General features: G+C 50.9%; 27 protein-coding genes. 3 read left to right on the forward strand and 24 right to left on the reverse strand.

Annotated elements, in window-relative coordinates:
• Positions 1-3 precede the first annotated feature (3 nt).
• Both nuoF and NE619_RS08440 read right to left on the reverse strand, forming a co-directional pair.
• Complete coding sequence (nuoF, locus tag NE619_RS08435; protein ID WP_256131973.1) at positions 4-1881, reverse strand: NADH-quinone oxidoreductase subunit NuoF; 1878 nt, start codon at positions 1879-1881, stop codon at positions 4-6.
• Between the two features lie 15 nt (positions 1882-1896).
• Positions 1897-2361 carry a complex I 24 kDa subunit family protein gene (locus NE619_RS08440; protein ID WP_256131974.1) on the reverse strand — a complete coding sequence of 155 codons (465 nt, stop codon included), beginning with the start codon at positions 2359-2361 and terminating at the stop codon, positions 1897-1899.
• 417 nt (positions 2362-2778) lie between these two features.
• On the opposite strand from NE619_RS08440, the gene NE619_RS08445 reads away from it, so the two are divergent.
• Complete coding sequence (locus NE619_RS08445; protein ID WP_256131975.1) at positions 2779-3786, forward strand: Rpn family recombination-promoting nuclease/putative transposase; 1008 nt, start codon at positions 2779-2781, stop codon at positions 3784-3786.
• Between the two features lie 502 nt (positions 3787-4288).
• On the opposite strand, the gene NE619_RS08450 is transcribed toward NE619_RS08445, so the two are convergent.
• Positions 4289-7033 (reverse strand): YfhO family protein, encoded by a 2745-nt coding sequence (locus tag NE619_RS08450; RefSeq protein ID WP_256131976.1) that lies wholly within the window; start codon positions 7031-7033, stop codon positions 4289-4291.
• 9 nt (positions 7034-7042) lie between these two features.
• Positions 7043-8050 (reverse strand): FAD:protein FMN transferase, encoded by a 1008-nt coding sequence (locus NE619_RS08455; RefSeq protein ID WP_256131977.1) that lies wholly within the window; start codon positions 8048-8050, stop codon positions 7043-7045.
• Between the two features lie 27 nt (positions 8051-8077).
• Here NE619_RS08455 and NE619_RS08460 point away from each other — a divergent pair, with 27 nt between their 5' ends.
• Positions 8078-8440, forward strand: a complete 363-nt coding sequence (locus tag NE619_RS08460; RefSeq protein WP_256131978.1) for a NusG domain II-containing protein — start codon at positions 8078-8080, stop codon at positions 8438-8440.
• A 16-nt stretch (positions 8441-8456) separates the two neighbouring features.
• On the forward strand, positions 8457-9011 hold the full coding sequence (locus tag NE619_RS08465; protein ID WP_256131979.1) for a Gx transporter family protein: 555 nt from the start codon (positions 8457-8459) through the stop codon (positions 9009-9011).
• 31 nt (positions 9012-9042) lie between these two features.
• Here NE619_RS08465 and NE619_RS08470 read toward each other — a convergent pair whose 3' ends face one another.
• From NE619_RS08470 to NE619_RS08565, 20 genes are all read right to left on the reverse strand, one after another.
• A complete protein-coding gene (locus NE619_RS08470) occupies positions 9043-9891 on the reverse strand; it encodes an RnfABCDGE type electron transport complex subunit B (protein WP_256131980.1) in 849 nt (282 codons plus the stop codon).
• Positions 9892-9904: 13 nt separating this feature from the next.
• On the reverse strand, positions 9905-10498 hold the full coding sequence (locus NE619_RS08475; RefSeq protein ID WP_256131981.1) for an electron transport complex protein RnfA: 594 nt from the start codon (positions 10496-10498) through the stop codon (positions 9905-9907).
• Positions 10498-11175, reverse strand: a complete 678-nt coding sequence (gene rsxE, locus NE619_RS08480; RefSeq protein ID WP_256131982.1) for an electron transport complex subunit RsxE — start codon at positions 11173-11175, stop codon at positions 10498-10500. The genes NE619_RS08475 and rsxE overlap by 1 nt, the downstream gene beginning before the upstream one ends.
• Positions 11175-11726, reverse strand: a complete 552-nt coding sequence (locus tag NE619_RS08485; protein WP_256131983.1) for an FMN-binding protein — start codon at positions 11724-11726, stop codon at positions 11175-11177. The genes rsxE and NE619_RS08485 overlap by 1 nt, the downstream gene beginning before the upstream one ends.
• Positions 11727-11728: 2 nt before the next feature.
• Entirely contained in the window at positions 11729-12682 is a 954-nt protein-coding gene (locus tag NE619_RS08490; protein WP_256131984.1) for an RnfABCDGE type electron transport complex subunit D, read from the reverse strand.
• The gene (gene rsxC, locus NE619_RS08495; protein ID WP_256131985.1) at positions 12682-13998 is read right to left on the reverse strand and encodes an electron transport complex subunit RsxC; all 1317 of its coding nucleotides are present in this window, start codon (positions 13996-13998) and stop codon (positions 12682-12684) included. The genes NE619_RS08490 and rsxC overlap by 1 nt, the downstream gene beginning before the upstream one ends.
• A 216-nt stretch (positions 13999-14214) precedes the next feature.
• A complete protein-coding gene (gene trpA, locus NE619_RS08500; protein WP_256131986.1) occupies positions 14215-14991 on the reverse strand; it encodes a tryptophan synthase subunit alpha in 777 nt (258 codons plus the stop codon).
• Positions 14984-16168: a tryptophan synthase subunit beta gene (gene trpB, locus NE619_RS08505; protein ID WP_256131987.1), complete on the reverse strand. Its 1185-nt coding sequence runs from the start codon at positions 16166-16168 to the stop codon at positions 14984-14986. The genes trpA and trpB overlap by 8 nt, the downstream gene beginning before the upstream one ends.
• Positions 16161-16760 carry a phosphoribosylanthranilate isomerase gene (locus NE619_RS08510; RefSeq protein ID WP_256131988.1) on the reverse strand — a complete coding sequence of 200 codons (600 nt, stop codon included), beginning with the start codon at positions 16758-16760 and terminating at the stop codon, positions 16161-16163. The genes trpB and NE619_RS08510 overlap by 8 nt, the downstream gene beginning before the upstream one ends.
• A complete protein-coding gene (trpC, locus tag NE619_RS08515; RefSeq protein WP_256131989.1) occupies positions 16757-17542 on the reverse strand; it encodes an indole-3-glycerol phosphate synthase TrpC in 786 nt (261 codons plus the stop codon). The genes NE619_RS08510 and trpC overlap by 4 nt, the downstream gene beginning before the upstream one ends.
• Positions 17539-18555 carry an anthranilate phosphoribosyltransferase gene (gene trpD, locus NE619_RS08520; protein WP_256131990.1) on the reverse strand — a complete coding sequence of 339 codons (1017 nt, stop codon included), beginning with the start codon at positions 18553-18555 and terminating at the stop codon, positions 17539-17541. The genes trpC and trpD overlap by 4 nt, the downstream gene beginning before the upstream one ends.
• On the reverse strand, positions 18556-19128 hold the full coding sequence (locus NE619_RS08525) for an anthranilate synthase component II (protein ID WP_256131991.1): 573 nt from the start codon (positions 19126-19128) through the stop codon (positions 18556-18558).
• Positions 19128-20594 (reverse strand): anthranilate synthase component I, encoded by a 1467-nt coding sequence (trpE, locus tag NE619_RS08530; protein ID WP_256131992.1) that lies wholly within the window; start codon positions 20592-20594, stop codon positions 19128-19130. The genes NE619_RS08525 and trpE overlap by 1 nt, the downstream gene beginning before the upstream one ends.
• Before the next feature lie 644 nt (positions 20595-21238).
• Positions 21239-21583, reverse strand: coding sequence for a (2Fe-2S) ferredoxin domain-containing protein (locus tag NE619_RS08535; protein ID WP_256131993.1), 345 nt, complete (start codon positions 21581-21583; stop codon positions 21239-21241).
• 4 nt (positions 21584-21587) lie between these two features.
• Complete coding sequence (locus tag NE619_RS08540; protein ID WP_256131994.1) at positions 21588-23192, reverse strand: [Fe-Fe] hydrogenase large subunit C-terminal domain-containing protein; 1605 nt, start codon at positions 23190-23192, stop codon at positions 21588-21590.
• A complete protein-coding gene (locus NE619_RS08545) occupies positions 23143-23763 on the reverse strand; it encodes an ATP-binding protein (protein WP_256131995.1) in 621 nt (206 codons plus the stop codon). Before NE619_RS08545 ends, NE619_RS08540 begins: the two co-directional genes overlap by 50 nt.
• Positions 23764-23768: 5 nt before the next feature.
• On the reverse strand, positions 23769-24485 hold the full coding sequence (locus NE619_RS08550; RefSeq protein WP_256131996.1) for a PHP domain-containing protein: 717 nt from the start codon (positions 24483-24485) through the stop codon (positions 23769-23771).
• A gap of 15 nt (positions 24486-24500) precedes the next feature.
• Positions 24501-24827 (reverse strand): AraC family transcriptional regulator, encoded by a 327-nt coding sequence (locus tag NE619_RS08555; protein WP_256131997.1) that lies wholly within the window; start codon positions 24825-24827, stop codon positions 24501-24503.
• Between the two features lie 13 nt (positions 24828-24840).
• On the reverse strand, positions 24841-25254 hold the full coding sequence (locus NE619_RS08560) for an ATP-binding protein (protein ID WP_256131998.1): 414 nt from the start codon (positions 25252-25254) through the stop codon (positions 24841-24843).
• A 1-nt stretch (position 25255) separates the two neighbouring features.
• Positions 25256-25912: a V-type ATP synthase subunit D gene (locus tag NE619_RS08565; protein WP_256131999.1), complete on the reverse strand. Its 657-nt coding sequence runs from the start codon at positions 25910-25912 to the stop codon at positions 25256-25258.
• Positions 25913-25918: the final 6 nt, after the last annotated feature.

Below are 25918 nucleotides of genomic sequence, written 5' to 3' on the forward strand. Positions count from 1 at the left end.
TGATTAATCCTCCTTGATCGCCTTGAATTTGCAGGAACTCATGCAGGCACCGCACTTGATGCACTTGCTCTGATCAATTTCAAACGGTTCTTTGAGTTTTCCGGAAATGGCATCCACCGGACAAACTCTTGCGCAAAGGCTGCATCCCTTGCAGTGATATTTTTCAATATAGATCTTTTTGAGAGCCTGGCAGTTCTTTGTTCTGCAGTGTTTATCTACAATATGTTCAACATATTCGTCTCTGAAATATTTCAGCGTGGAAACAACCGGGTTGGCAGCTGTTTTTCCCAGGCCGCACAGAGCCGTGGAGGTGATGGTATCCGCCAGCTCTTCCAGCATATCCAGATCGGACAGTTCGCCTTTTCCCGCAACGATGCGTTCCAGAATTTCCAGCATTCTTCTCGTTCCTTCTCTGCAGGGAACGCACTTGCCGCAGGATTCATTCTGGGTGAAGTTCATGAAGAATCTTGCTACTTCTACCATACAGGTATCTTCATCCATAACAACCAGTCCGCCGGAGCCGATCATAGCGCCCGCTTTTTTCAGGCTGTCGAAGTCGAGCGGAAGATCCAGGTGTTCTTCGGTCAGACAAGCGCCGGAAGGTCCTCCGATCTGAACGGCCTTGAACTTTTTGCCGCCTCTTACGCCGCCGCCTACGTCGAATATGATATGTCTCAAAGTTGTACCCATCGGCACTTCGATGAGACCTGTGTTTACAATGTTTCCTGTGAGAGCAAAAGCTTTGGTTCCCGGACTCTTTACAGGACCGATGGTTTTGTACCAGTCAGCGCCCTTCTGCAGAATGATGGGAACGTTGGCAAATGTTTCTACATTGTTGAGAAGGGTCGGTTTGCCGTAAAGTCCGTGTTCAACCGTTCTCGGCGGTTTTACCCTTGGCATGCCCCGGTCTCCTTCGATGGAAGTAGTCAGTGCGCTGCCCTCTCCGCATACGAACGCGCCGGCGCCCTTGACAATATGTACATCGAATTCAAAGTCGGTTCCTAAAATGTTTTTGCCCAGAATGCCGTATCTCTTACAGTCGGCAATGGCTTTTTCCAGTCTCTGGACAGCCAGCGGATACTCCGCTCTTACATAGATATAGCCTTCTTTTGCTCCGGAAGAATATCCTGCGATCATCATGCCTTCCAGCATCTTGTGCGGGTCTCCTTCCATGATGCTTCTATCCATGAACGCACCCGGGTCTCCTTCGTCACCGTTACATACCACATATTTAATTGGGTCTTTCTGTGCCTTTACCTGCGTCCATTTTCTTCCTGCCGGGAAGCCGCCGCCTCCTCTGCCGCGCAGGTTGGAGTCATAAATCGTCTTAATGATATCGTCCTGTGTCATGTCGAAAAGACATTTTTCCAGGGAACTGTAGCCTCCGTAAGCAATATATTCTTCAATGGATTCCGCGTCGATCTGGCCGCAGTCCTCCAGTACGATTCTTTTCTGATTTTTATAGAAAGGGATCTCTTCCTGTACCGGATATGTGATGCCATCTCTGCTGTAGATCAGTCTTTCGATGACTTCGTCTCCAACAATGGATTTTTCTACGATTTCTTCGCAGTCATCCAGGGAAACCTTTAAGTACAGCAGTTTTGCCGGTTCGATTCTCAGCAGCGGTCCCATTTCGCAGAAACCGTGGCATCCGCTCCTTTTCAGTCCGATGTGATTTCCTTCTTCTTCTTTTTCCAGCTCTACCTGACAAGTCAGCCCTTTGGCTTCAATGAGCTCTTTCAGCTTTGCGTAGATTTCCATAGAGCCGCCGGCTACACAGCCTGTTCCGCCGCAGACATAGATTTTTTTTGTCTGATGATCGATCTGCGCAAGGAACGCTTCTCTGGATTTTTTCAATGCTTCTCTGTTCTCTATAACCATGATTTACGCTCCCTCCTACTTTAATTCCGCAAGAAGGTCAACTGCCTTCTCCGGAGTCATTGCCGGATATACCTTATCGTTTACTGTCAGAACCGGTGCCAGACCGCAGGCGCCAAGACATGAAACAGTCTCTACCGTATACATGAGATCATCGGTAGTTTTCTTATCGCCTGAAAGTCCCAGTTCTTTTCTGAGCGCGTCGAGAATCGGAATTGATTTCCGAACGTGACAGGCCGTGCCGTCACAGATTTTGATTACATATTTCCCTTTCGGTGAAAGTGAGAAGTTTTCATAGAATGTGGCTATGCCATATATCTTTGCGATGCTGACTCCCAGCTTTTCCGCCAGGTAGTCGAAAGCTTCGCGCGGCAGGTATCTGTATTCTTCCTGAATGTCCTGCAATATGGCGACGATCGGCTTTTCACTTGCGTGGGCATTAATGATTTCATCAATTTTTTGATATAATTCTTTATTGTCCATAATTTCCTCCCTAAATAGAGTGTGTTTGAAATGAGTGTGTTTTTTTGTGAGTATTTCTGTGCGTCGTTATTAGTTTAACGCTTTTTCTCTACTCAACTTTATCCATTTTTATAAGTCCTTTTTCTTCTCACGCTTTTCATTTTACCGTCATGTTTGCGGTTTGTCTAGGCTAATTTCGGTATTATCTTGCTTTCTTTTCCTTATTTTGTCTGTATTTTTAGGTCATTTCGGAACACTTTCTTCCCTTAAAAACTAAAATTCAATGAAAAATCTTTCCGTTTGCGCTTTATTGCGAAAAAGCGTAAGATATTTTTTTCACAATGTTATTTCTCTCTTAATGTGCAAAAACTATTTTACATTTTATTCCATATGTGTTACAATTATTTACAGTTAATATTTTCCATTCTTTGAAAGGAGGTGCTTACTATCGCACTCACATTAAAAAACGACCTTATCTTCAAAGCCGTTTACGGACGGGAAGACGAACGGTGCAAGCAAGCCTTGATCGCTGTCCTCAATCTGATTTTGGATCGAAAGGACGATCCGATCCGGCGAATCGATTACAAGAATCCCTTTAATACCCGGGAATTCGAAGCCCAGAAGGAATCCATCCTGGACATTAAGGCGGAAACCGATCGGCACGAGCTGCTGGACCTGGAAATTCACCTGTGCTATGACGATGATTTTATCCCGCACAATCTGTTTTATCTGGGCGGGATGATCCGGGACTCCTTGGAATCCGGACAGAAATATGGTATGATGAAAAAAAGTATTTGCATCTTTATCATTGATTTTGTCCTGCACGAGGAAACCGATCGGTTCGCCACTGATTTTTGGTTCATGGAACGCCGGGATGCCTTTCAATTAACCGATCTGGCGGGGCTGTACTATCTGGAGTTACCCAAGGTGAATCCGGGAAGGGCAAAGCCTGTCAGTCAAATGTGTGAACTGGAACGGTACCTGGAATACCTCCGTTATGTCGGGGAACCGGATCAGGAGGCTTATCTGGAAGAGCTTCGCAGGCAGGGCGGAAAGGAGATCGACATGACCGACGAATTGCTGCGCAAAGCCACGGCCGATGAGATCATCCGGGAGCAGGCCATTGCCAGAGAAAAGTTCATTTTGAAACAGAAGTCCGCGGAACGGCGGGAACGGCAGCTGCACGAATCCATCGAGCGCCTGGAAGCGGAATTGGCACAATTGGCGCAGAAACAACAGGACTATGAAAAGGAACTCGCAGAGCAGAGACAAGCACTCATGCAGCAGAAACAAGAGCTTACACAACGTGACAGAGAGCTCATGCAGCGTGAGCAGGAGCGAAAATGCATGATACGAACGCTGTCTGCCAACGGAATGTCTGCGGATCAGATCGCGCAGGCCATTGGACTTCCGCAGGAAACTGTGGAGACTTATCTCAAAGACTGATGTTCCCTCTGCCGACCGGGTGGGACCGGCATCGCTTCGGCAGAAAAAAGCCCCGGCCTGAGCCGAAGGCTTATATCACCCTATAAAAGGACCCGACTTTTAGGCAACCAGCATGCGAAAGCGCATCTGATTGCTTTTTTTAATGGTAATGCACACGGTCAGGCAGAAAACTCTCAGATCGCGCAGCCTTCTGCGAGAGGCTATAATGCCCTATTTGTTCAACAACGGATCCATTTCGACTTTGTTGTTGATGTATTTTCAAGGTTTGGGGTCACTGAGCCTGCTCAAAACCGTATACTGATCGAATTTCTGCGTTGGCATGCTCTGTATCCTTGAAAAAAGGTCAACAAGAACTTGTTTTTTTGCTGCGTGTTGATAAAAATAGCAATTTGCCTTTTGGGTGACTTTTCATTGTGCAGCTGTCACCCAAAAAGCATCGACAAAGCCAGCTTTGCTCTATTCGTCGATTCCGGCAGGGCGGATCTTCCGCACCTACCCCTGCTCACAGGAACCGCCTTCTTTTCAGCCCTGATAGCCACAGGCCGCGCTCCGCTCCTCGGGATGCTGCTTCACCAAACTCTGCAATCTCCGGCTTGATTTCAGGCTTGTCCGCGTCCGGCGCCAATCCGCCGTCCGCCTCGGAAAGCGGGAACGCCTCGATAGTCTCACCCCTGCGCTTTCTCACAAAGCACAGCGCAATCAGGATGCCGATTCCGCACAGGCTCAGCAAAATCCCCGGAATAAACCCATCCGGCAGATAAGTCATGCGGATTTCATGATGCCCCGCCTCAAGAGGGATGGCTAAGAACGCATTACCCAGAGTCTCAGGGTCCCGCTTCTCGCCGTCCACCTCGATGGTCCAGCCTTTTTCATATGGGATAGAAGTAACAAAATATCCGTCTTCCTCCACGTCGATGGTACCTTCAATTTTCGTGTCGCTGTGGTTTGCAACCTGCAGAGTCTCATCATCCAGAAGGGCATAGGCCTGATCCCAGGCTGCCATATCCATGCCGTAGGCAAAGGCTGTGATGGCCCCGGCCTGACCGTCCTCATACTGAATATTGATATCGATCGTTTCACCGGCCGCACATTTCCCCACGCTTACAACAGCGCCGCAGTCTTCCCGCAGATCCACCTGCTGCCCATTCTCCCTTTTGGCTGAAATGGTTTCAGCGCCGTCGGTTTCCACGTACACGTATACTTGCTGCTCCTGCGGCGAGGTGAAGGTCAGCGTCGCCGTCGGGCTTTCCTCACCGGTCCCGGCCGTACAACTGATCTGTCCGTTTTCATAAGTTCCAAGCGACACACCGCTTCCCATCATCAGGGGCCCGCCGACCGAGTGGAAAATATCCGTATCGGATCCGGTTGCGGTTTTTACAAAATCGTTGAGTACCAGGAAGGGGTTTTCCTGATTGTAGTCCCAGTTTTCGGCCGCCGCCATATCCACCATGTAACCGATGGACAAATCGTACCTGTTTTCGTACAGCGTTGAGGTTTCTTTTCCCCCCACCAAAGCCAGCGCGTCCTCGCCCTCGATGGGAACGCCCCTGCCCATCAGGTATTTGACGTTGAGCATAGCGTTGGCTACCGGAGTGGTCATCACGTAATTGTATCGGTTCTTCACATCCTTGGCCTCCAGGCCAATATGCTCCATAAAGTAGGAAACATCACCATTGACGGTGGAAGAGAACATCGACACTCCGGGATAGTCGTACAGCATTGGCGAATTGAGAATAATCGGGTTGGACACTTCCATCCGGTAAAAGCTCTTGTCTTTTTTTCTCATTTCCGCTGCCAGCTGACGCACATCCTGACTTTCCGCAAAATATTCAGCCCTGTTGGTGTAGCTGACCTTCTCAACGCCGAGGGCCGTATGGTTCATCAGTTCCCCGCCTACGATCACCAGCAGCACAAAGCACATGAGGGTCTGATTGAATTTTCCCGTCCTGTAAACAGCCAGAAAAGCGGCGTAAGCAAAGAGCAGCAGCAGGCATACATAAGCAAATTCCGGTGAAAAATCATCCTTATACAGCTTCTGCGCCAGGATCACATATCCACAGATCCCCGCCGTCACGCCTGCTATCTGTGTAAAGGAGATCTCCCGGAAAAGAGTAAAGGCTTCATACGCCAGGGCGATCAGCAGGAAGGAAACGACAAAGGAGTAGCGGAAAGGCAGTTGATTGGGAAAATGAAACCCGTGCCACATAAAGTCCAGCTTGTTCCAATTGAGGCTGAGAACCAGAAATGCCAGGAATACACAGTTGAGCAGCTTTTTCCGCAGTGGTATGCTCTTTGCCAGCAGGAAAAAGACAAGCATCATCACAGCGATCAGTCCGCAATAGATATTGGGAAGTCCCTCCCGGACCGTCAGCTGGGTTTGCGGAAGCAGGTTGGTGATTATATCCATCAGCGGAGTGTAAAAGGTCGAATCTGTGGGCATCTGAGAATCAATATAATAAGTATTCTGCATATTGAGGAAGGTCGGCAGCAGCGTAACCCCGGAAATTAGGATACCCGTTACCGAACACAGCACCGCCTTGCCTGTTATGCGTGCGCATCCTGCAATCCCCCTCTTCCTGATTCTGGAAAAATACAGAATCGGATAATAAAAGAGGATAAAGATGCAGACCATGCCGCCTATATAATAATTGGTAATCATCATGGCTGCCAGCGAAATGGTGTACAGCTTAAAATCGCCCCGGTCGATAAGCCGGTTGAGTCCCAGCATGCACAGAGGCAGCAGCGCCACCACGTCCAGCCACATGAGGCACCAGTAGTATCCCATTACGTAGGCGCACAGGGCATACAGAGCGGAAAACGCTACAGTGGAAAAATCGCATCTCTTGTGCATACCCCTCAGGTAGACGGCCATAAATGCTCCTGCCAGTCCGATCTTAATGAGAATAATCAGCGTCACCGCTTCCATCAGATAAGCGTTCGGCACCAGTATGGTCAAAAAATACAGGGGGCTTGCCGCATAATAGGAAAGGAGCGTCAGAAAATTGCTCCCCAGCCCTCCGTCCCAGCTGTACAGGAGGCTGCCTCCGCTTTGCAGCTTATCGTGCAGTTCACTGATGAATGGGTAATACTGATGGTACATGTCTATGACAGCCGCCTGATTTTCCCCGAAGGGAAAGAAATCCATGCTGGCAAAGGCCAGCAGCATCAGCAGAAAAGGCACGAAAAATGCCAGAAAGATATAGCGGTTTTTGTATAAAAATCCCTTGCTCCTATGAATCCTTGTCATTCGTCCTCCTTATTTTTCCGGCACGATCTTCATACCGTTCACCTCTGTTATGGCATCGTCCTTATCGACAAAGGCCGCCTGAATGCCATCCATACCCTTTAGAAGCTCCCTGCTCTTTTCTGTTCCCAGCATCAGGCAGACCGTTCCCAGAACATCGCAATCCGCCGACTGACCTTTCTGTCCCTTGATGGATACCGCATCCAGATTGTTTTCAATGGGATAACCGGTCTCAGGGCTTAATACGTGATGATAGAGCTTTCCTCCCGACTCGAAATACCGTTCGTAGACTCCCGAGGTAACGATCGTTCCATCGCTCATCTCCACGGATCCGAGAATCTCGCTGCGGTCGGAATACGGACGCTCCACCCCGATCTTCCAGGGCTGTCCGTCCCCCTTTTCCCCGATGGTCACGATATTCCCCCCGAGATTGATGATTGCTTTTTCCGCGCCGGCTTTTTCCATCACTTCCGTAACTCTGTCGGCGATATATCCCTTAGCGATACCACCCAGATCCAGGCGCGCGGCAGGATTTTTCAGCTGAACCTTATCGCCCTCTATCCTGACTTTTTTATAGTCAACGGTTTTCACCGCTTCTTTCAGCTTGTCGGCATCCGGCACCTGCGGATTATCACCGGTAAAATCCCAGAGATCGGTAACAGCGCCTATGGTTATGTCAAACATACCGTCGGAAAGATTTCCGTATTCAAGCCCCTTTTCGATAACCTCCAGGGTTTGCCTGCTCACCGATACCGGCTTGCCTCCGGCTTCATTAATCCGATATACGTCGCTGCCCTTCACCGTTTTGCTCAGCATATCTTCATATTGTTTGATGCAGTCAAAAGCCTGGGCGATCACATCCTCTGCCTGGGACTTTTTCATATCGTAGACCGTGATCCGGCAGATCGTGTCCAGACAGAACTGGTTTTCTGAAACAGGCTCTTCGCTTCCGCATCCGGTTTGTGGTATAATGATACACATGCAAAGTACAAGCAGTAAAATCGTTTTTTTAAGTTTCATATATAGCAATACCTCCAAGGAGTTAAAATGATTCGCAAAGCAGATATCATCCTGGCAGTCATATTGATTGTGCTCGGTCTTGCGGCTTCTTATGCTCTTTCTGCCGGAGAAGAGAGCGGGCAAATGGTCCGCATCACCGTCGCCGGAGAAGAGTACGCCACCTATAGCCTGGCCGAGGACCGGACTGTGACTGTTGACAAGGATAACCATACTAATAAGATTACCATAAAAGACGGTGCGGTTTCAATGACCTTTTCCGATTGCAAGGGTCAGGACTGCGTTCATCAGGGAAAAATCACCAAAACATCACAAAGCATCGTATGCCTGCCCAATAAAATTGTCATTGAGATTGAGGGCGAAAATCAGGAATACGACGCGATTTCAAGATAGGTAAGGGATTTATATTATGACAGGCAAAAGCGGACAGACAACTGCATATAAAATAGCTCTGGCCTCCATGATGGCGGCTCTGGCGCTGATCTTTTCCTATATTGAAGCTCTCATCCCTTTCAGTATAGGGATTCCGGGCATCAAACTGGGCATCGCCAATCTAGTGATCCTGGTTTCGCTGTACATCCTGGGTTTCGGCTATACGCTGGCCATCAACGTGATCCGAATTCTGGTGGCAGGGCTTCTATTCAACGGGCTTTTCGGCGCCCTCTACTCTCTGGCCGGCGGACTTCTCAGCCTGGCGGTCATGTACCTTCTGAAAAAGACGGGCCTCTTTTCCACAGTCGGCATCAGCATGGCCGGCGGTGTGGCCCATAACCTGGGACAACTGCTTACCGCCGCTTTTCTCGTTTCCACCATTAAGCTTTTCTTTTACTTTCCGGTGCTTTTGTTTTCGGGAATTATCAGCGGCATTCTCATCGGAATCATCACCCATCTCATTTTGAAAAAGCTCCCGGCTTCGCTTTATGCCGCGACCGGACGCGCCAAAAATAGCAAAAAGCCCGACTAAATCGGGCTTTTTAATATTGTCTTTCGATTGATTAAGCGTTAACCGCTTCCGTCTTTTCTTCCGTCTTCTTCGGCACAGCCTTTTTCTTTGGTCTCAGGTTGACGATGGCGCCGGTCGGACATTCTTTTTCGCAGAGACCGCAGTTCTTACATTTGTCAAAGTCTACTCTTGCCAGGTTGTTCTCTACGAATATGGCATCAAACTTACATGCCTTCTGGCACTTCATACAGCCGATGCACCCCACGGCACAGCGTTTTCTGGTCTGCGCGCCCGGACTGTTGGATTGACATGCCACGTATACCAGATTTTTTTTGTCGCGAATCTGGATAATATGTTTCGGACATACCTTTTCGCATTTTCCACAGCCGACACATTTATTTCTGTCAACACGGGCAAGGCCGTCCACTACATGAATGGCGTCAAAGTCGCACACAACTGTGCAGTCGCCCAGTCCCAGGCACCCGGAGGTGCAGGCCCACTGTCCGCCGTACAGCTGGTTGGCGCCTTTGCAGGTATAAATATTTTCCTGCTTCATGATGGTCTTGGCAACTTCCGCGTTTCCGCTGCACATTACTACGGCAACTTGCGGTTCAACCGCTCCTGCCTCTACGCCCAGTACGGTTGACAGCGTCTTCGCCAGATCCGCGCCGCCCACAGGGCATGCCGTTATGCTGATCGATTCGCCTTTATCTTCTGCCAATGCTGCCGCATAGTCGTCACAGCCGTTGAATCCGCAGGCTCCGCAGTTGGCGCCCGGAAGCTGGTCTCTGACCTCGCCTACCAGCTGATCCACCGGTACATACATTAGCTTTGAGGCAATGGTAAGAATGATACCGGCTATAAGGCCAATGACTACTACGATACCTATAGGTATTAACATCTTGTATCCCTCCTTACGCAAATAAGCCTTCTACTACGCCGGAGAATCCCATAAAGGACAGGGACAGAATGGACGCAGTAACCAGTGTGATCGGTACCCCCTGGAATGCCACGGGTACCAGTTTACAATTTTCCAGTTTTCCTCTCAGTCCTGCGAACAGCACCATGGCCAGCAGGAAACCGATTCCGGCGCCCAGCGCGTTGAACAGGGACTGAATATAGCCTAGACTGTCATCAATGTTCATGATCGTTACACCCAGAACCGCGCAGTTCGTCGTAATCAGCGGCAGGAATACGCCCAGTGATTTATAAAGAGGCGGCATATATTTTTTCAGTGTCATCTCCACCAGCTGTACCAGCGCGGCGATAACCAGAATGAACACGACTGTCTGCAGATATCCGATGCCATAGGCGTCCAGAAGAAACTTCTGAATCGGCCAGGTAGCAGCTGTAGCCAGCACCATTACAAAGGTTACGGCAATGCCCATGCCTGTGGCCGAATCCATCTTTTTGGATACGCCCAGGAACGGACAGATACCCAGGAACTGAGACAATACAAAGTTATCTACAAGGATAACCGTCATCATAATTACAATTATCTCTTTCATTATGCGTTAGCCTCCTTTTTCTCACAGCTGCCTCCGCACGAATCGGCCATCGCACAGCCTTCGCAGCTAAATTCCTTCTTCTTGATTGCTCTTCCGTTGCTGGCCCAGTTAATGGCCGCGATCAGGATCGCATATACGAAGAAACCTCCCGGAGCAAGCATAAAGATGCCCATCGGAGTGATATGACCGGCCGTAATGGCAATTCCAAAAACAGTTCCGCTTCCCAGCAGTTCTCTGATGAGTCCCATAACGCCCAGCGCCAGGGTAAAACCGATGCCCATTCCCAGGCCGTCCAGCGCCGAATCCACAATTGTGTTCTTGCTGGCGAACATTTCTGCTCTGCCGAGAATGATACAGTTTACTACGATCAGGGGTATGAACAGCCCCAGCGACTTATCAAGATCCGGAAGGTATGCCTTCAGCATCAGCTGAACCACTGTTACAAATCCCGCGATTACAACTATGTAGCACGGAATACGCACCGTGCTGGGAATTACCTTCTTCAATATGGAAATTACAATATTGGAGCAGATCAGCACGACCATGGCCGAAACGCCCATTCCCAGGCCGTTGATGGCGCTGGTGGTTACCGCCAGCGTCGGGCAGGTTCCCAGGAGCAGTACCAATACCGGGTTTTCTTTTATAATACCTTTTGTTACGATCGCTAATTTATTCATTATTTCACACCTCCGCATTCTTTAAACTGCTGCAGTGCTTCCTGTACAGTATGGTAGATAGCGTTGGAAGAAATCGTAGCGCCTACGATCTGGTCGATATTAGCGTCGTTTTTGATATTCTCTTCCGGCGCCGCGTCAACACCGCCGTACTGTTTCAGATACTCCACATCCATGGCCTTTGTTCCCAGACCCGGAGTATCGGCATGCTCCGTTACCGTCACGCCGGTTACTTTTCCGTCCTGATCCACTCCGACCATGGCGGTCAGCGTGCCGCCAAAGCTTTTATATGTAGCAGTCACAGCCATTCCTGCTTTATTATCAGCGAAATAGCACTCCGTAACGCCTTCCACCAGCTTGCCGTCGTACTGCGTAAAGCTGTCACCGGCAGGGAGCACCTTGGCACGGGCTTCGTCAGCCGTCTTCTGTGCGTTCTTCTCGATGATCGGGCTGGCAACGCTGTAAGTCCCCGCCAAAGCAGCCGTTATTACCAGGCAGATGATTACCAGTACCAAAGCAGGGGCGATTGTCGTCTTAAAAGTTCTATCCTTCATCTTTATTTGCCGCCTCCTTTTTTATACGCTCTGCTGATGCAGAAATTGTCAATATGCGGAGTGAGGATATTCATCAGCAGGATCGCAAATGAAACACCTTCCGGATAAGACCCGTATACACGAATCAGGATCGTAAAGATTCCGCATCCGATACCGAAGATCACCTTTCCCATAGGCATGATCGGAGAAGTAACGTAGTCCGTAGCGCAGAAGAAAGCGCCCAGCATCAGTCCGCCCGCACACAGGTGGAAGATCGGATCCTGTCCCGGAATGATCAGGGCCAGTACGAATACTGTGCCTAAGAAGCATACCGGAATGATCGGGGAAATTACTTTTGTCCAGATCAGGAAGATGCCGCCGATGAGAAGGGCCAGCGCGCTCACTTCACCGATACAGCCGCCGATGTTGCCCAGGAACATATCCAGATTGGACGGCAGTTTGCCGCCGCCTTCCGAAAGGATTCCCAGAGGAGTCGGCCCCGTCGTCGCGTCAACCGCGCCCGCGCCCCTTGGAATGGGCCAGGTGGTCATTTCCGTGGCAAAGGAGATAAAGAGAACAATTCTGGCTGTTACCGCAGGGTTTACCAGATTCTGCCCAATTCCTCCGAATACCTGTTTTACGATTACGATTGCAACGAAGCATCCGATAACAGCCATCCAATAAGGCAGGCTGGACGGAACGTTAAAGGCGATCAGCACGCCGGTAAGAGCCGCACTGAGATCGCTCACAGTCTGTTTTCTCTTTAAAGCAGCGTTAAACAGCCATTCAAACGCAACGCAGGCAATGATGCACACGATGGTCATGACCGCCGCTCTGTATCCGAATTGATAAATTCCCACTAAAAACGCCGGCGCCAAAGCAAGGAGAACGGTCCCCATGACTTTGGTGGTGTCCACCGGTGAGACCATGTGAGGCGCCGAGGATACGATAAGATTATCGTGATATTGTCTTTCCATTATTTGCTCGCCTCCTCTTTTACTAATGCCTTACTCAGCTTATTGATGAATCCCAGCGGTCTTTTGGCCGGGCACACGTAAGCACAGCTTCCGCATTCCATACACTGATTAACCTGCAGCGCGTTCAGTCTTTCTGCGTCTTTGTTATCATACGCTTCTGCGAACGCGGTCGGCAGCAGCTTGAACGGACACGCTTTATGGCAGCGTCCGCAGTTGATGCAGCCTGTTTCCTCAGCGACGATAGACTGTGGTCCCGCAAAAGCGAGAATGGCATTATTGTTCTTTACAAGAGGCACTCTGTCCGAGTAGATGGCTCTGCCCATCATCGGGCCGCCCATCAGGATTTTCTTCGGCTCTGCTTTGTATCCGCCGCAGAAAGCCACGATATCCGCGATTCTGGTACCGATGGGAACGAGAATGTTCTTAGGGTCGGCAACAGCGGATCCATCTACGGTAATCCGCTTTGAAATCAGCGGCATACCGGTCTTAAAATATTGTCCAATAAATGCGATAGTCGTTACGTTTGAGAGTATCACGCCCAGCTGCGCAGGCAGAACGCCCGCATCCATGGTTTTGCCCGTGATCTCATATACCAGTACGCGCTCAGCTCCCTGTGGATAGCGGGCTCTCAGCGTCACTGTCTTGATCTCCGGATGATTCTGCTCCGCCAGCATCTTGTCCAGCAGCGCGATAGCGTCCGGCTTATTTTCTTCAATGCCGATATACCCCTTCGACAGGCCCAGCTGCTCCATTACTAAAACAGCGCCGTCGATGATGTCCTGGGTATTCTCCAGCATCAATCTGTGGTCGGATGTGATAAAAGGTTCGCACTCCGCGCCGTTAACGATCAGTGTATCCACTTCGTCCAAATTTTGCGGATTGTACTTAATATGCGTAGGGAAAGCGGCTCCTCCTAGTCCGACTGCTCCGCTGGCTCTCACGGCTTTAACAAAGTCCTCTCTGTTTTCTACCGTCGGGGGCTTTATTTCTTCCCAAGCCTCCTGTTTTTTGTCTGTCTCGATTACAATTGCTTGATCCTCTCCACCCGCTACGGAACGAATCATTTCGACTCCCGTAACAGTTCCTGAAACACTTGAGTGGATAGGAGCACTCACAAAGGCATCTGTATCACCAATTGGCTGCCCGACTTTTACGTAATCGCCTTTTTTTACTAAAGGCTTACACGGGGCTCCAATATGCTGAGACATGGAAATGCACACAGTATCAGGGATAGGCATTACCTGAGTTTCACACTCTGCGGTGTGTTTCTCATGGCTTACCCTGATACTTTGCAAATGCTTTTTCTGTTGACTCATTTCTGAAACCTTCCTTTCCAAAGTTTTTTCAGTCGCATACACGCATTATATTACCACAAAACAGATGAAGTTGCCATGCTTTTGTGCGGATTTTGTCGCATTATACGCCATTTTGTATACAGCATACTTTTCTCTACATATTATATGGAGCACCCATCAAAATTTTCCTCTATCAGCAGGATACGTTTCAGGAGGACAGCTTATGCCGCATTTTCATTATTTTTCCAAAATTGCCTCTTTCATGGACTTAACGTAGTCATAAATGGGGCCGCCCGCATCGTCCCCATATTGCTGGCACAGCTTGACGATGGCGCTGCCCACGATAACGCCGTCCGCGATCCGGGATATGGTTTTGGCCTGCTTTGGCGTATTGATGCCAAAGCCTACGGCAGCAGGCACCTGGCTGTACTGGCGCACAGTTTTCATGATGGAATCCAGGTCTGTTTTGATCTCGCTGCGGATTCCGGTCACGCCTAAAGAAGATACCACATAGAGAAAACCAGTCGCGTTTTCTGCGATCCGGCGGATTCGTTCCTCAGAGGTAGGGGCGATCAGAGAAATGATATCGACACCGCATGCTCCGGCGTGCTCCGCCACGTCGCTTTTCTCTTCATATGGCAAATCCGGTATGATGATGCCGTCCACCCCGCAGTCCCGGCAGCGTCCGAAAAACCGTTCGTATCCATACTTGAAAACAGGGTTCAGGTAGGTGAGAAATACGATGGGGACCTGGGTCTTTTGGCGCAGGGAGGACACCAGCTCAAAGAGGCGGTCCGTTGTCGTGCCTGCCGCCAGCGCTCTCAAATTGGCTTCCTGGATCACCGGGCCTTCCGCTATGGGATCGGAAAAGGGAATACCGATTTCAATGAGATCGGCCCCCGCTTCGACCATCTTCAGGATAAATTCTTCTGATTTTTCTATGGACGGATCGCCTCCCGTCACAAAGCCGATAAAGGCTTTTCCCGTTTCAAAGGCCGTATGTATTCTATTCATGGATATCCACCCCCCTGTATCTGGCAATTGCCGCCACGTCCTTGTCTCCTCTGCCGGAAAGGCAGATAATGATGCTTTCATCCGGATTCATTTCCGGCGCGAGCTTGCGCACATGGGCTACCGCATGGGCGCTTTCCACCGCGCAGATGATCCCTTCTGTCCTGGCCAGATATTCAAAGGCATCCACCGCCTCCTCATCGGTCACCGGAACATACTGGGCTCTTCCAATATCATGCAGATGCGCGTGCTCCGGCCCGATCCCCGGGTAATCCAGTCCTGCGGAGATGGAATAAACCGGCGCGATCTGTCCATATTCATCCTGGCAGAAATAGGATTTCATGCCATGGAAAATTCCCGGAGCACCGTTAGCGATGGTGGCTGCGTTCATGTCCGTATTGACCCCATGCCCCGCGGCCTCACAGCCAATCAGACGCACATCCTCGTCTTCAATAAAATTGTAGAACATGCCCATGGCGTTGCTGCCGCCTCCCACACAGGCTACGACGGCTGCCGGAAGCTTTCCTTCGGCCTCCAAAATCTGCTCCCTGGCTTCCCGGCTGATGACGCTTTGAAAATCACGGACAATCATCGGAAAAGGATGAGGTCCCATGACCGATCCCAGCACGTACAGCGTATCGTGGACTCTGGAGGTCCACTCCCGCATGGTCTCGTTGACCGCGTCCTTCAGGGTCTGGGTTCCGCTGGTGACCGGATGGACCTTTGCTCCCAGCAGCTCCATTCGGTACACGTTCAGGGCCTGCCGGTCCGTATCCTCTTTTCCCATAAAGATTTCGCATTCCAGATCTAAAAGAGCTGCTGCTGTGGCAGTAGCCACGCCGTGCTGTCCTGCTCCGGTCTCCGCGATGACTCTGGTCTTGCCCATTTTTTTCGCCAGCAGCGCCTGTCCCAGCACATTGTTGATCTTATGGGAACCGGTATGGTTCAAATCCTCTCTTTTAAGATAGATTTTGGCTCCTCCCAGGTCCTTTGTCATCTTCTCCGCGTAATACAGAAGAGAGGGTCTTCCGGCATAATTGTTTAAAAGGTCCTCCAGCTCCCGGTTGAACTGAGGGTCATTTTTATAAAATTCATAGCTTTTTTCCAGGTTTATGATCTCATTCATCAGGGTTTCCGGAATGTACTGCCCTCCATGAACGCCGTATCTGCCTTTATTCATTTCTAACGCTCCTAACTGCCTCTAATATTTTTTCTCTGTCCTTCACCCCATCGGTCTCCACGCCGCTGGACAGATCCACGGCAAAGGGCCGCACCCTGCGGACGGCCTGAGTCAAATTGTCCGGCCCCAGCCCTCCTGCCAGGAAAAAGGGCTTTCCCAGCTGCGGAATGCGACTCCAGTCAAAGGTCCGTCCGCTGCCGCCGCCCCCCTGGTCAAACAGGAAGTAATCAACATCCAGCATCTTCAGCTCTCCGGGGTCAAAGGGTCTGCTCATGCTGACGGCCTTAATCAGCGGTTTGTCGGTATTCCTGCGCAGCTCCGTGATATAGGCGTGATCTTCATTTCCGTGGAGCTGCACCCAGTCGATGATCCCCCTCTGGCAGATATCCAAAATCTGCTCCCCGGGGGCATTGACAAAGACGCCGACCGCCTGAATCCCCCCTGCCAGACGCTTTCGCAGGACCGATGCCTGATCCGCGTCAACCTGGCGTCTGCTCTCTGCGAATACGAATCCCGCGTAATCGGGACCGGCCTCATTGACAAAATCAATATCCTGCTGCCGCGTCAGACCGCATATCTTAATCTTTGTCATCGCTGCCCGCCTCTCAGCTCCGCCAGCGCCGCCTTTTTATCCCCGCTGCGCATCAGAGTCTCTCCGATCAACACCGCGTTCACTCCGTCTTCTCTCAGTCTCCTTATGTCCTCCGACGTTCGGATACCGCTCTCAGAGACAAAGAACAGATCGTCCGGCACCAGCCTGCGCAGTCTGGCGCTGTTGGCGATATCCACCTCAAAGGTTTTCAGGTCGCGGTTGTTTACGCCTATGATCTCCGTCCCTGATTCCAGCGCCATGGCGATTTCTTCTTCCGAATGGGCCTCAACAAGGGGCGACAGCCCCAGACGCTGAGCAATGGCAACGAAGGTTTTCAGCTTGACCTTATCCAGAAGGGAGCAGATCAGCAGCACCGCCGAAGCGCCGATGATCCGCGCCTGGTAGATCTGATAGGCTTCCAGAACAAAATCCTTGCGCAGCACCGGTATGCTGACATGCTCCGCGATTTCTGTCAGATAGGAATCCTTTCCCTGAAAGAAATATGGTTCCGTAAGAACTGAAATGGCCGCAGCCCCGGCATCTTCATACTCCTTCGCGATTTGCAGATATGGAAAATCCTCTGCGATTACGCCCTTTGAAGGAGAGGCTTTCTTTACTTCACAGATAAAGGAAAGGGCCTTCTCGGCAAAGGCCCGTTCCAGCGGCCTGCCCTTGCCCGTATCCATGCCCAACGCCATTTCTCTCATCTGGGTTTCCGAAATCCGTTCTTTTTCTTCTTCGATCCGCAGGCGGGTTCTTTCCGCGATTTTATCCAGAATCATGCTGTCACCTCACGGGAAAGCACAACGAATTCATCCAGCTGCGCCAGGGCTTTGCCGCTGCGGATCACGTTCCTGGCCTTTTCTGCGGCTTGTTTCAGGCTCAGAGAAGCATCCGCCACATACAGGGCGGCCGCCGAGTTGAGAATAACCGCGTCGGATTTCGGTCCGGCCTCTCCGGAAAGAATCTCTCTGGTGATGCGGGCGTTCTCTTCCGGCGTTCCGCCTGTCAGATCTTCCTTGGCGCATCTTTTTAAGCCGAAATCTTCCGGAGTGAGTACATAGGATTTATAGCTGCCGCTGCGGACCTCGCAGACTGTGGTCGGCGCGCTCATGGAAAGCTCATCCAGTCCATCCTGACCGTAAACTACCATTGCGTTTTTTACGCCCAGATTGGCCAGCACCTTCGCCATCGGCTCCACCAGCTCCTCTTCATAGACGCCTAAAAGCTGCATATTCGCCCCCGCCGGATTGGTGAGCGGTCCCAGGATATTGAAAATCGTCCGAATCCCCAGCTCTTTTCTCACCGGCGCCACATACTTCATGGAAAGGTGATAGTTCTGGGCAAAGAGGAAACAGATGCCGATGCTCTCCAGAATTTCTCTGCTGCGTTTTGGGGAAACGGTGATGTCCACGCCCAGAGCCTCCAGCACATCGGCTGCTCCGCATTTGCTGGAAGCCGCTCGGTTGCCATGCTTTGCCACCGGTACGCCCGCTGCGGAAACCACCAGCGCCGAGGTAGTTGAAATGTTAAAGGTACTGGCGTGATCTCCCCCTGTTCCCACGATCTCCAGCACATCCATATCGTGAAGCAGTCGGATGCAATGCTTTCGCATTCCCGCTGCCGACGCAGTGATCTCATCGATGGTTTCTCCCTTCATGGACATGGCTGTGAGAAAAGCCGCCATCTGGATCTGGGACGCCTCTCCGCCCATGATCTGGTCCATGACTGCCTCCGCAGTCTCGTAGGACAGGTTTTTTCCCGCCGCTACGTCTACAATCGCTTCTCTAATCATTTATCGTTTACCTCCTAGAAAATTCTTTAAAATGGTTTTGCCCTCCGGCGTCAATATGGATTCGGGATGAAACTGCAGGCCGTATACCGGGTACTGCCTGTGGCTGACGGCCATAACCTCTCCGTCCGCCGTGACAGCGGTGATGCTCAGCTCCTCGGGAATTGTGTCCGCAGCTGCCGCCAGGGAGTGGTATCTGGCCCCCTGAATCATCGCCGGCATCCCCTGAAACAACAGCGATTTCTGGTTTACTTTGATATTATCCTGCTTACCGTGCATCAGCTCTTTAGCATAAGTAATATCAGCTCCATAGACTTGACAGATGGCCTGATGTCCCAGGCACACTCCCAGAATCGGCACCTGTCCGGCGAAAGCTTTTATCACTTCCATGCAGACGCCGGCGTTTTCCGGTCTTCCCGGCCCCGGCGAAAGGATGATCCTTTCAGGTCCCAGCTGTCGGATCTCCTCTACGGTCATTTCATCGTTGCGGATGACCCGGATGTCCGGATCAATGGAGCCTACCAGCTGATAAAGATTATAGGAAAAACTGTCGTAGTTATCAATAAGCAAAATCATCAATCCAATCCTCCTTCTGCCAGTTCCAGCGCCTTCACAACCGCTTTGGCTTTGTTGATACATTCCTGATATTCCTTTTCCGGTACACTGTCTGCGACGATGCCCGCCCCGGAACGGATGAATACTTTTCCATTCTTCTTGAAAGCAATGCGGATGGCGATGCAGGTGTCCAGGTTCCCGGTAAAATCGATGTACCCGATGGCTCCTCCATAGATGCCCCGCTTATTGTCTTCCAGTTCGTTGATGATCTCACAGGCCCGAATCTTGGGCGCTCCCGAAAGGGTTCCCGCAGGCAGGACTGCCCGCACTGCGTCGATGGCCGCGCAGTCGCTGCGGATCTGCCCCTTTACCGTGGATCCGATGTGCATCACGTGGGAGAAACGTTCTGTGGAAAGGTATTTCTCCACCTCCACGGTGCCGAAGCGGCTGATCTTTCCCAGATCGTTTCGTCCCAGGTCCACCAGCATGTTGTGCTCCGCCAGCTCTTTGGGGTCCGACAGCATCTCTTTTTCCAGGCGAAGATCCTCTTCCGGCGATTCGCCCCTCGGCCTGGTACCTGCCAGCGGGAAGGTATGGAGCACGCCGTCTTCCAGCTTGACCAGAGTCTCAGGCGATGCTCCGGCGATCTCTATATCGTCGCTGCTGAAGTAAAACATGTACGGCGATGGATTCATGGTTCGCAGCACCCGGTAAGTATCCAGCAGGCTGCCCTCTGCTTTCACTTCCAGCCGGTTAGAAAGCACTACCTGGAAGATATCCCCTTCATAGATGTAGTCCCTGGCTTTTTCCACCATTCCGCAGTATTCCTTTTCACTGAACAGAGGCGTGAATTCCCCATCCAGCGTCAGCGGCGGAATATCAGCCGGGGTTCCGGTTTTAATCAGGCGGACCATATCTTCCAGTTCAATCTCCGCTTTGCGGTAATTTTCCTCCAGGGCATCGGTTCTCACGTTTACCATGAGAATAATTTCCTGTTTGAGGTTGTCAAAGGCGATGACCTTATCGAACAGCATCAGGTCCACGTCCTTAAAGTTTTCTTCGTCCTTCGCGTCCAGGTTCAGAGACGGCTCACTGTATTTGATATAATCATAGGAGAAGTAGCCCACCAGACCGCCGGTAAAGGACGGCAGATACTCCAGTCTCGGGCTTTTGTTCTCTTCAATAATCTTTCGAATATAGGTATCCGGGCTGCTGTTTTCCACCGTCACCTCGGTCCCCGAGTTGATGCGTACCGTTCCGTCGGTGCAGGTCAGTTCCAGCTTGGGGTCGTACCCCAGAAAAGTATAGCGGCCCCATTTATCCGCATCCTCCAGGCTTTCCAGCATATAACAGTGCCTGCTGACTGATTTGAGAATCCTCAGCACCTGAATGGGTGTCGCAATGTCGGAAAAAATCTTTCGGCTGACGGGGATGCAGCGGTAGCCGCCCGCCATGTTCCTTGCTTCTTCTAAGGTTGGTTTGTACATTTGTCGTTCTCCTTTATCGCTTAGCGGTAATCTCCGCATGAAAAAATCCGTCCAAGACATATCTGTCAAGGACGGATGTCAATTACGAAATCCGCGGTGCCACCTTGATTCGGGAGTTTTCCCGCACTCGACGAAATACTATCATATTTCCGGCAACTGACGTATGCCCTCACGTCGCAGAATACTCGGTCCGCTTTTCATTTAAAAAGCCCGGCCTTTGACTGCGCCCTCAGTGGTCCATTTAACAAACTGCGTTCTGCCGGTTTCTCACCATCGCCGGCTCTCTGTGAGTGCACGATCTGTTTTTATCTCCACTTCATCGGTTTATGGACGGTATTAAATTTGTGTTTGATTATATCGCTTAAAGGGCTTCCTGTCAAGAGGATACGATCATTTTTTGGTGTATATACATAATTTTACTCGGGCGTTATTGGTAATTCAAACAAACATTCTGCCAATTTTGGTTTCAAACAATGAAAAAGCTGCGTTCCCTCCCGCAGCTTTTAGTGTTCTATTCCCAAATTCCTTTTACAAGCACACATACTCTAATTTAAACAATACACATCTTTGGTCCCCTATTTTGTCCTTCTATAATATAAGATGCAATTGACCTGTATATTGTTACAACTTTTTTAAAAAAATTTTTATTCTGCCGTATATTCTTTGCAGACTTCTCCGCCGATGATATGACGGCGCACTACTTCCGCGGCTTTATCGGCGGTCATCTTGATATAGGTGGTTTTGATTCCGTCTTCATCGTAGACCTCTACGATGGGTTCCAGCTTGCACATGCCGATGCAGCCCATTGTCGTCAGATCGACGTTTTTCAGGCCCCTTGTACGGATCTCATTGGCAAAGGAATTCATCACCGGTCTGGCTCCCGCCGCGATACCGCAAGTAGCCATACCTACGGAAATGATCTTTTTTCCTGTTTTCTTGGCTTCTTCTTCGCCTCTGCTGATCTTTTCCAGTTCTTCTAATGTCTTCATTTTTCTACCTCCCACGCGTGCGGTTGAGAATGATGCACGCTCTCTCCGTAATTAAACCGCGTACAATGTCTTCTGCAAAAGCCTTGCAGGTCGGAGCCCCGCAGACGCCGCAGTCTACACCGGGCAGAGCACTGACGATTCTGCCCATTTCTTCCATCTTTTTCAGCGATACGCTCAAATCCTGATCCAACTGCAGCACCGGACGGTAGTGCAGCTCCCGGTTCCGTTTTAATCCTTCTTCACTTTCCGGCAGGTTCAGTATCTGATCTCCGTATTTCGCTTTTGCTTCATCCAGGATCACCTTCATGTTGGCCTTGGCCGAATAGCTGTTTTCCACCGTGAGCGAGCCCCCGAAGCATCCGCCTATACAGGCCTCCGCCTCGATAAAGTCCACGCCTTCCAGCTTCTCGTCCTCCACCTTTTCAAAGATGTCCATCACTTCGTCAATGCCGTCCACTGCTATGAATTTATCCGTATTGAGCGCCAGGCTCTCTCCGCCCGGATTGGTCCAGCGCAGTCCCATGACGCCGGCCCGCTCCAGATCTTCCACTTCCGAATCCTTTAAAGTCTTCAGCTTGGCCCGCACCTCCTTGTAGACCTCGGAGATGGCGACCATCACGTCCACGTCAGTCTCGATTACCTCATCGCTTTCCTTAATAAAGGAAATTTTAGCCGTACAGGGCGCTATGAAAAAAATGCCGATTTTTTTATCCGGATATTTTTTCTCAGCTTCACGCCGCGCCATGCCGGCGACAACCTCCGCCGGAGGCCGATAGTCCACCACATGATCCAGCAGGTTAGGATAGCAAATCTGGATCATCTTCAGCACCGAAGGGCAGCCCGATGAAATGAGGGGCAGCTCTTTCTTCCCCGATTCCAGCAGCTTCCTGGTGGCGTAGCTGATCATCTCAGCACCGATGGCTTCTTCGTAGACATCGTCAAAGCCGATCTGCTTCAAGGCGGTCAGGACATGGTTCCTGGATTTGATTCCTTTAAACTGTCCGAAAAAGGATGTGGCCGGTATGGCGATCTTATAGTCGTAGTCCTTCATCTTTTCCAGCGTATCCACCACAGGGCGGGTAGCGTGTCTCGGGCAGACCTTAACGCACATGCCGCATTCTATACAGCGTTCCGGAGTAATGGTCGCTTTCCAGCTCCGAACCCGGATCGCCTCTGTTGGGCAGTTGCGGACGCAATGGATGCATCCGATGCACCGCTCCTTATCCAGCTGTATGGAGGTCACCTGGCCGACTTCTAATGTCAGCGGGCCCTCCCGCATGCCGATATTGTGCAGCTTGCCGCATACGGTAAAGGTGGTAAAGTGGGTTTCAACCAGCGCGATATTTCTCGTCTTGGCCAGCTCCATCATGGTATCGGTAACCGTCTTACCGCAGGTGAGGATGATGCAGGTTATGTTCATCATCTCCGAAGCCCGGATCACCTGGGGGTTCACCAGACTGGTGATGAGCAGGCTGTCATCGGCCGTGTCCAGCATCACATTGCTCATCAGGTCGGAAGCTACCGCATAGGAATATTCACGATTGAGAATTTCCTCCGTTTCATAGAGCAGCCTGCCTTTTATCAGCCTTACAACTTCCTTCAATTCCACGGAGGCCACCTCCCATCTCCGGCAGAATATCCTTAAAGATCATTTCCGCCTGTTCATTGATAAATGTTTCCGCGCCGAAAGCCGCGTCCATATGGCTGTCGCCGCGGCGCTCCAAAGCTGCCGCGAATTTTTTGCTTTCAAAGTAAAAGGTCCCTCTGCTGCTGGACAGTACCAGCGAAAGCTCCAAATCCTGATGGGACAGCATGGTAAGGAAAAATACGTTTCCCAGATCGCCCAGAGGCTGCCGGTCGATGGACCCATTGACGAATACTGCCGTCAGCACCGTACCCTTTCCCTTTTCCGACTCCAGAACAAAATCTCCTCCTGTGAGCAGCGCCGCTTCTTTGAACATCGGCAGTCCCAGCCCTACAAGCCGGGTGGTTCTGGAGGTATGGAAGGGATCCGTGGCTCTTTTCAGCGTCTCTTCATCCATTCCGTAGCCATTATCCTCTACCGTGATCGTCAGCAGCCTGTCGTTGTCACAGGTCTTCACACTGATTGCGATTCTGGAGCTTTCCGCTGTTATGGAATTCTGCATAACGTCCATGATATGCAGAGACAGTTCTTTCATTGTATTCACCTCATGTCTTTTATCCAATTGATTACGCTGCGCGTCGTGATTTCAGGCAAGTCGATGCAGTTCTTCTTCTGGCTCATGTCGGCCAGTCTGTGGCAGTCGGAAGAGTAGAGAAACCGCTTTTCAGCCAGATCCTTTCTCTGGCGGGCAAATTGGCGTCCCCAGGGCGTGTCGGACACCTCCACCACTGAAGTCTCAATGGATGGGGGCAGAGTCCCCAGTGCCGACAGAATGCTGTAAGAATCCCGATCCACGTGGGAAAAGTACGCGCACCCCGACAAATCCAGTGCTGCGGAGAATATCGTTTCGACCGTCAGATCCGTGGAAACCAGCAAAAGCTGCTCTTCCTTTCCCACCAGATGGTCTTCCTCGTCAAATATGTATTGGGGGCCGAAAATCTCCTCCTTGTTTTTCATGGCAGGGAGATGCTCTCCTACGAAACGTCCCATTTCTTCTGCCTCCTCCACCCGGGGGAACAGACAGCTGACATGGACTTCTTCCAGCGATTCCACCTCGATCCCCGGCACCAGCAAAAGCGGTTTGTCCGCCGCGCACTGCCACAGGGCCCGCAGGTTTTTAGCAGAATTGTGGTCGGTCACGGCGATCATGTCCAGGCCGTTGACCAGGGCCATGTTCACAATGTTATTGGGCGTCATTTCTTCTTCTGCGCACGGCGAAAGGGCCGAGTGGATATGAAAATCATAATAATAATTCATGACAGCGCTGCCGCCTCAGGCCAGCAGCTGATGGATCTTCCAGCAAAGCTCGTAAGTCGTCATCTCGCTGGAAAGAATGGCGATCCCCTGTTCCTCCGCTTTCTCAGCGGTTCCCGCCTCGACAGTGATTCCCTCGGGAACGATAATGCAGGACGCCTCGTCCAGTTCGGCCACCGCCAGCACGTTCAAATGGGTCTGCACCGTGATCCAGGCGTTTCCCTCTTCACATCCGCTCATGACCCGGCTGAGAAGATCACAGGCGTACACGCCGGTCACTTCCGCGTCTCCGCCGGATGTCAGAAGCTGCGCGCCCAGACTCTGGGCCAATTCTTTTACTTTCATAGGCACCTCCTACTTATTTTATATCTATAATGATTTTTACTTTTGTTCCCTGGCCAGGCGCGGTCTCGATTTCCAGCACGTCGGCGTTTTTTTTAATGTTGGGCAGGCCCATGCCGGCCCCAAAGCCCATTTTGCGCACCTGCTCATTGGCTGTGGACCAGCCTTCCTGCATAGCCAGATCCAGGTCCGGAATACCCGTTCCCGCGTCTTCAATTATAATTTCAATGCGGCTGCTGTCGATATCCACATGGGCGCTGCCGCCGCCACCATGAATAAAGGCATTGATCTCAGCCTCATACATGGAGATAGCTACCCTCTTTATAACAGGCGGAGACACACCCAGCTGCGCCAAGGTTTTCTTGACGCTGCTCGATGCCTCTCCGGCCATGTCAAAGTTATTTCCGTCGATTCTATAGTCCAGTTTCATATTACTCCTGTTGTGCCTGCCGCTGCTGGGCAATCATCATATCTTTGATCTTCATCAGTCTCGCCAGATTACTTCTTTCGTTTTCGTCTAACTTCATTGTAATACTTTTGATGGTTTCCTGCAACGTCGGAATCTGGACATATTCCAAAGCATTTACTCTTCTTCTTGTTTTTTCTATTTCTTCTGCCAAAAGCTGGGTCGTCTTTTCCACCCTGGCCAGGTCCAGCATCAGGGGGAGAACTTCCTGCAGCGCGTCCACAGAAGCGTCCAGCTCGCCGGATGTAAAGGCGAAGCCGTAGGGGTAAATATCCCTGCCTTCATCGCCCGTATCGGTGAACTGAAAGTCCGGCACGTTAACGCTCATGACGTTTTTCGTTTTAACGCTGGCGTATACCTGCCGCTGGGGCAGCATGAGAGCCTCCTGCAAAGAAGCGTCCTCCATGGCGGCACCAGCCACCACGAAGCCTGCGTATACCTGAGCCATTTTTTCTTCCAGCTGAACCCGGAGATCCATGTTTTCACGGATCAGCTCAAGGAATTTTTTCATCAGGTCATCCCGCTTATCCTTGAGGAGCTTGTGGCCCCTCATGGATGTGGTCAGGCGCTTTTTCAGCTTGGAGAGCTCCATACGGGTCGGGTTTACTTGTAAAACTGCCATATCCCC

It is taken from the genome of Anaerovorax odorimutans, from assembly GCF_024459955.1.
In the GTDB taxonomy this organism is placed as follows: domain Bacteria; phylum Bacillota; class Clostridia; order Peptostreptococcales; family Anaerovoracaceae; genus Hominibacterium; species Hominibacterium odorimutans_A.

Bases quoted from the DNA above. Each gene is read 5' to 3' on its own strand.
- NE619_RS08510 (WP_256131988.1), bottom strand. From the start codon at position 16,760: ATGACAAAGATTAAGATATGCGGTCTGACGCGGCAGCAGGATATTGAT.
- NE619_RS08545 (WP_256131995.1), bottom strand. From the start codon at position 23,763: ATGAAAGAACTGTCTCTGCATATCATGGACGTTATGCAGAATTCCATA.
- NE619_RS08455 (WP_256131977.1), bottom strand. From the start codon at position 8,050: ATGAAACTTAAAAAAACGATTTTACTGCTTGTACTTTGCATGTGTATC.
- NE619_RS08440 (WP_256131974.1), bottom strand. From the start codon at position 2,361: ATGGACAATAAAGAATTATATCAAAAAATTGATGAAATCATTAATGCC.
- NE619_RS08535 (WP_256131993.1), bottom strand. From the start codon at position 21,583: ATGAAGACATTAGAAGAACTGGAAAAGATCAGCAGAGGCGAAGAAGAA.
- trpA (WP_256131986.1), bottom strand. From the start codon at position 14,991: ATGAATAGAATACATACGGCCTTTGAAACGGGAAAAGCCTTTATCGGC.
- trpC (WP_256131989.1), bottom strand. From the start codon at position 17,542: ATGATTCTGGATAAAATCGCGGAAAGAACCCGCCTGCGGATCGAAGAA.
- NE619_RS08485 (WP_256131983.1), bottom strand. From the start codon at position 11,726: ATGAAGGATAGAACTTTTAAGACGACAATCGCCCCTGCTTTGGTACTG.
- NE619_RS08555 (WP_256131997.1), bottom strand. From the start codon at position 24,827: ATGAAAGTAAAAGAATTGGCCCAGAGTCTGGGCGCGCAGCTTCTGACA.
- trpD (WP_256131990.1), bottom strand. From the start codon at position 18,555: ATGATTAGAGAAGCGATTGTAGACGTAGCGGCGGGAAAAAACCTGTCC.
- rsxC (WP_256131985.1), bottom strand. From the start codon at position 13,998: ATGAGTCAACAGAAAAAGCATTTGCAAAGTATCAGGGTAAGCCATGAG.
- NE619_RS08525 (WP_256131991.1), bottom strand. From the start codon at position 19,128: ATGATTTTGCTTATTGATAACTACGACAGTTTTTCCTATAATCTTTAT.
- trpB (WP_256131987.1), bottom strand. From the start codon at position 16,168: ATGAATAAAGGCAGATACGGCGTTCATGGAGGGCAGTACATTCCGGAA.
- NE619_RS08475 (WP_256131981.1), bottom strand. From the start codon at position 10,498: ATGAAAGAGATAATTGTAATTATGATGACGGTTATCCTTGTAGATAAC.
- nuoF (WP_256131973.1), bottom strand. From the start codon at position 1,881: ATGGTTATAGAGAACAGAGAAGCATTGAAAAAATCCAGAGAAGCGTTC.
- NE619_RS08470 (WP_256131980.1), bottom strand. From the start codon at position 9,891: ATGTTAATACCTATAGGTATCGTAGTAGTCATTGGCCTTATAGCCGGT.
- NE619_RS08450 (WP_256131976.1), bottom strand. From the start codon at position 7,033: ATGACAAGGATTCATAGGAGCAAGGGATTTTTATACAAAAACCGCTAT.
- trpE (WP_256131992.1), bottom strand. From the start codon at position 20,594: ATGTACAAACCAACCTTAGAAGAAGCAAGGAACATGGCGGGCGGCTAC.
- NE619_RS08465 (WP_256131979.1), top strand. From the start codon at position 8,457: ATGACAGGCAAAAGCGGACAGACAACTGCATATAAAATAGCTCTGGCC.
- NE619_RS08560 (WP_256131998.1), bottom strand. From the start codon at position 25,254: ATGAAACTGGACTATAGAATCGACGGAAATAACTTTGACATGGCCGGA.
- rsxE (WP_256131982.1), bottom strand. From the start codon at position 11,175: ATGAATAAATTAGCGATCGTAACAAAAGGTATTATAAAAGAAAACCCG.
- NE619_RS08565 (WP_256131999.1), bottom strand. From the start codon at position 25,912: ATGGCAGTTTTACAAGTAAACCCGACCCGTATGGAGCTCTCCAAGCTG.
- NE619_RS08490 (WP_256131984.1), bottom strand. From the start codon at position 12,682: ATGGAAAGACAATATCACGATAATCTTATCGTATCCTCGGCGCCTCAC.
- NE619_RS08550 (WP_256131996.1), bottom strand. From the start codon at position 24,485: ATGAATTATTATTATGATTTTCATATCCACTCGGCCCTTTCGCCGTGC.
- NE619_RS08460 (WP_256131978.1), top strand. From the start codon at position 8,078: ATGATTCGCAAAGCAGATATCATCCTGGCAGTCATATTGATTGTGCTC.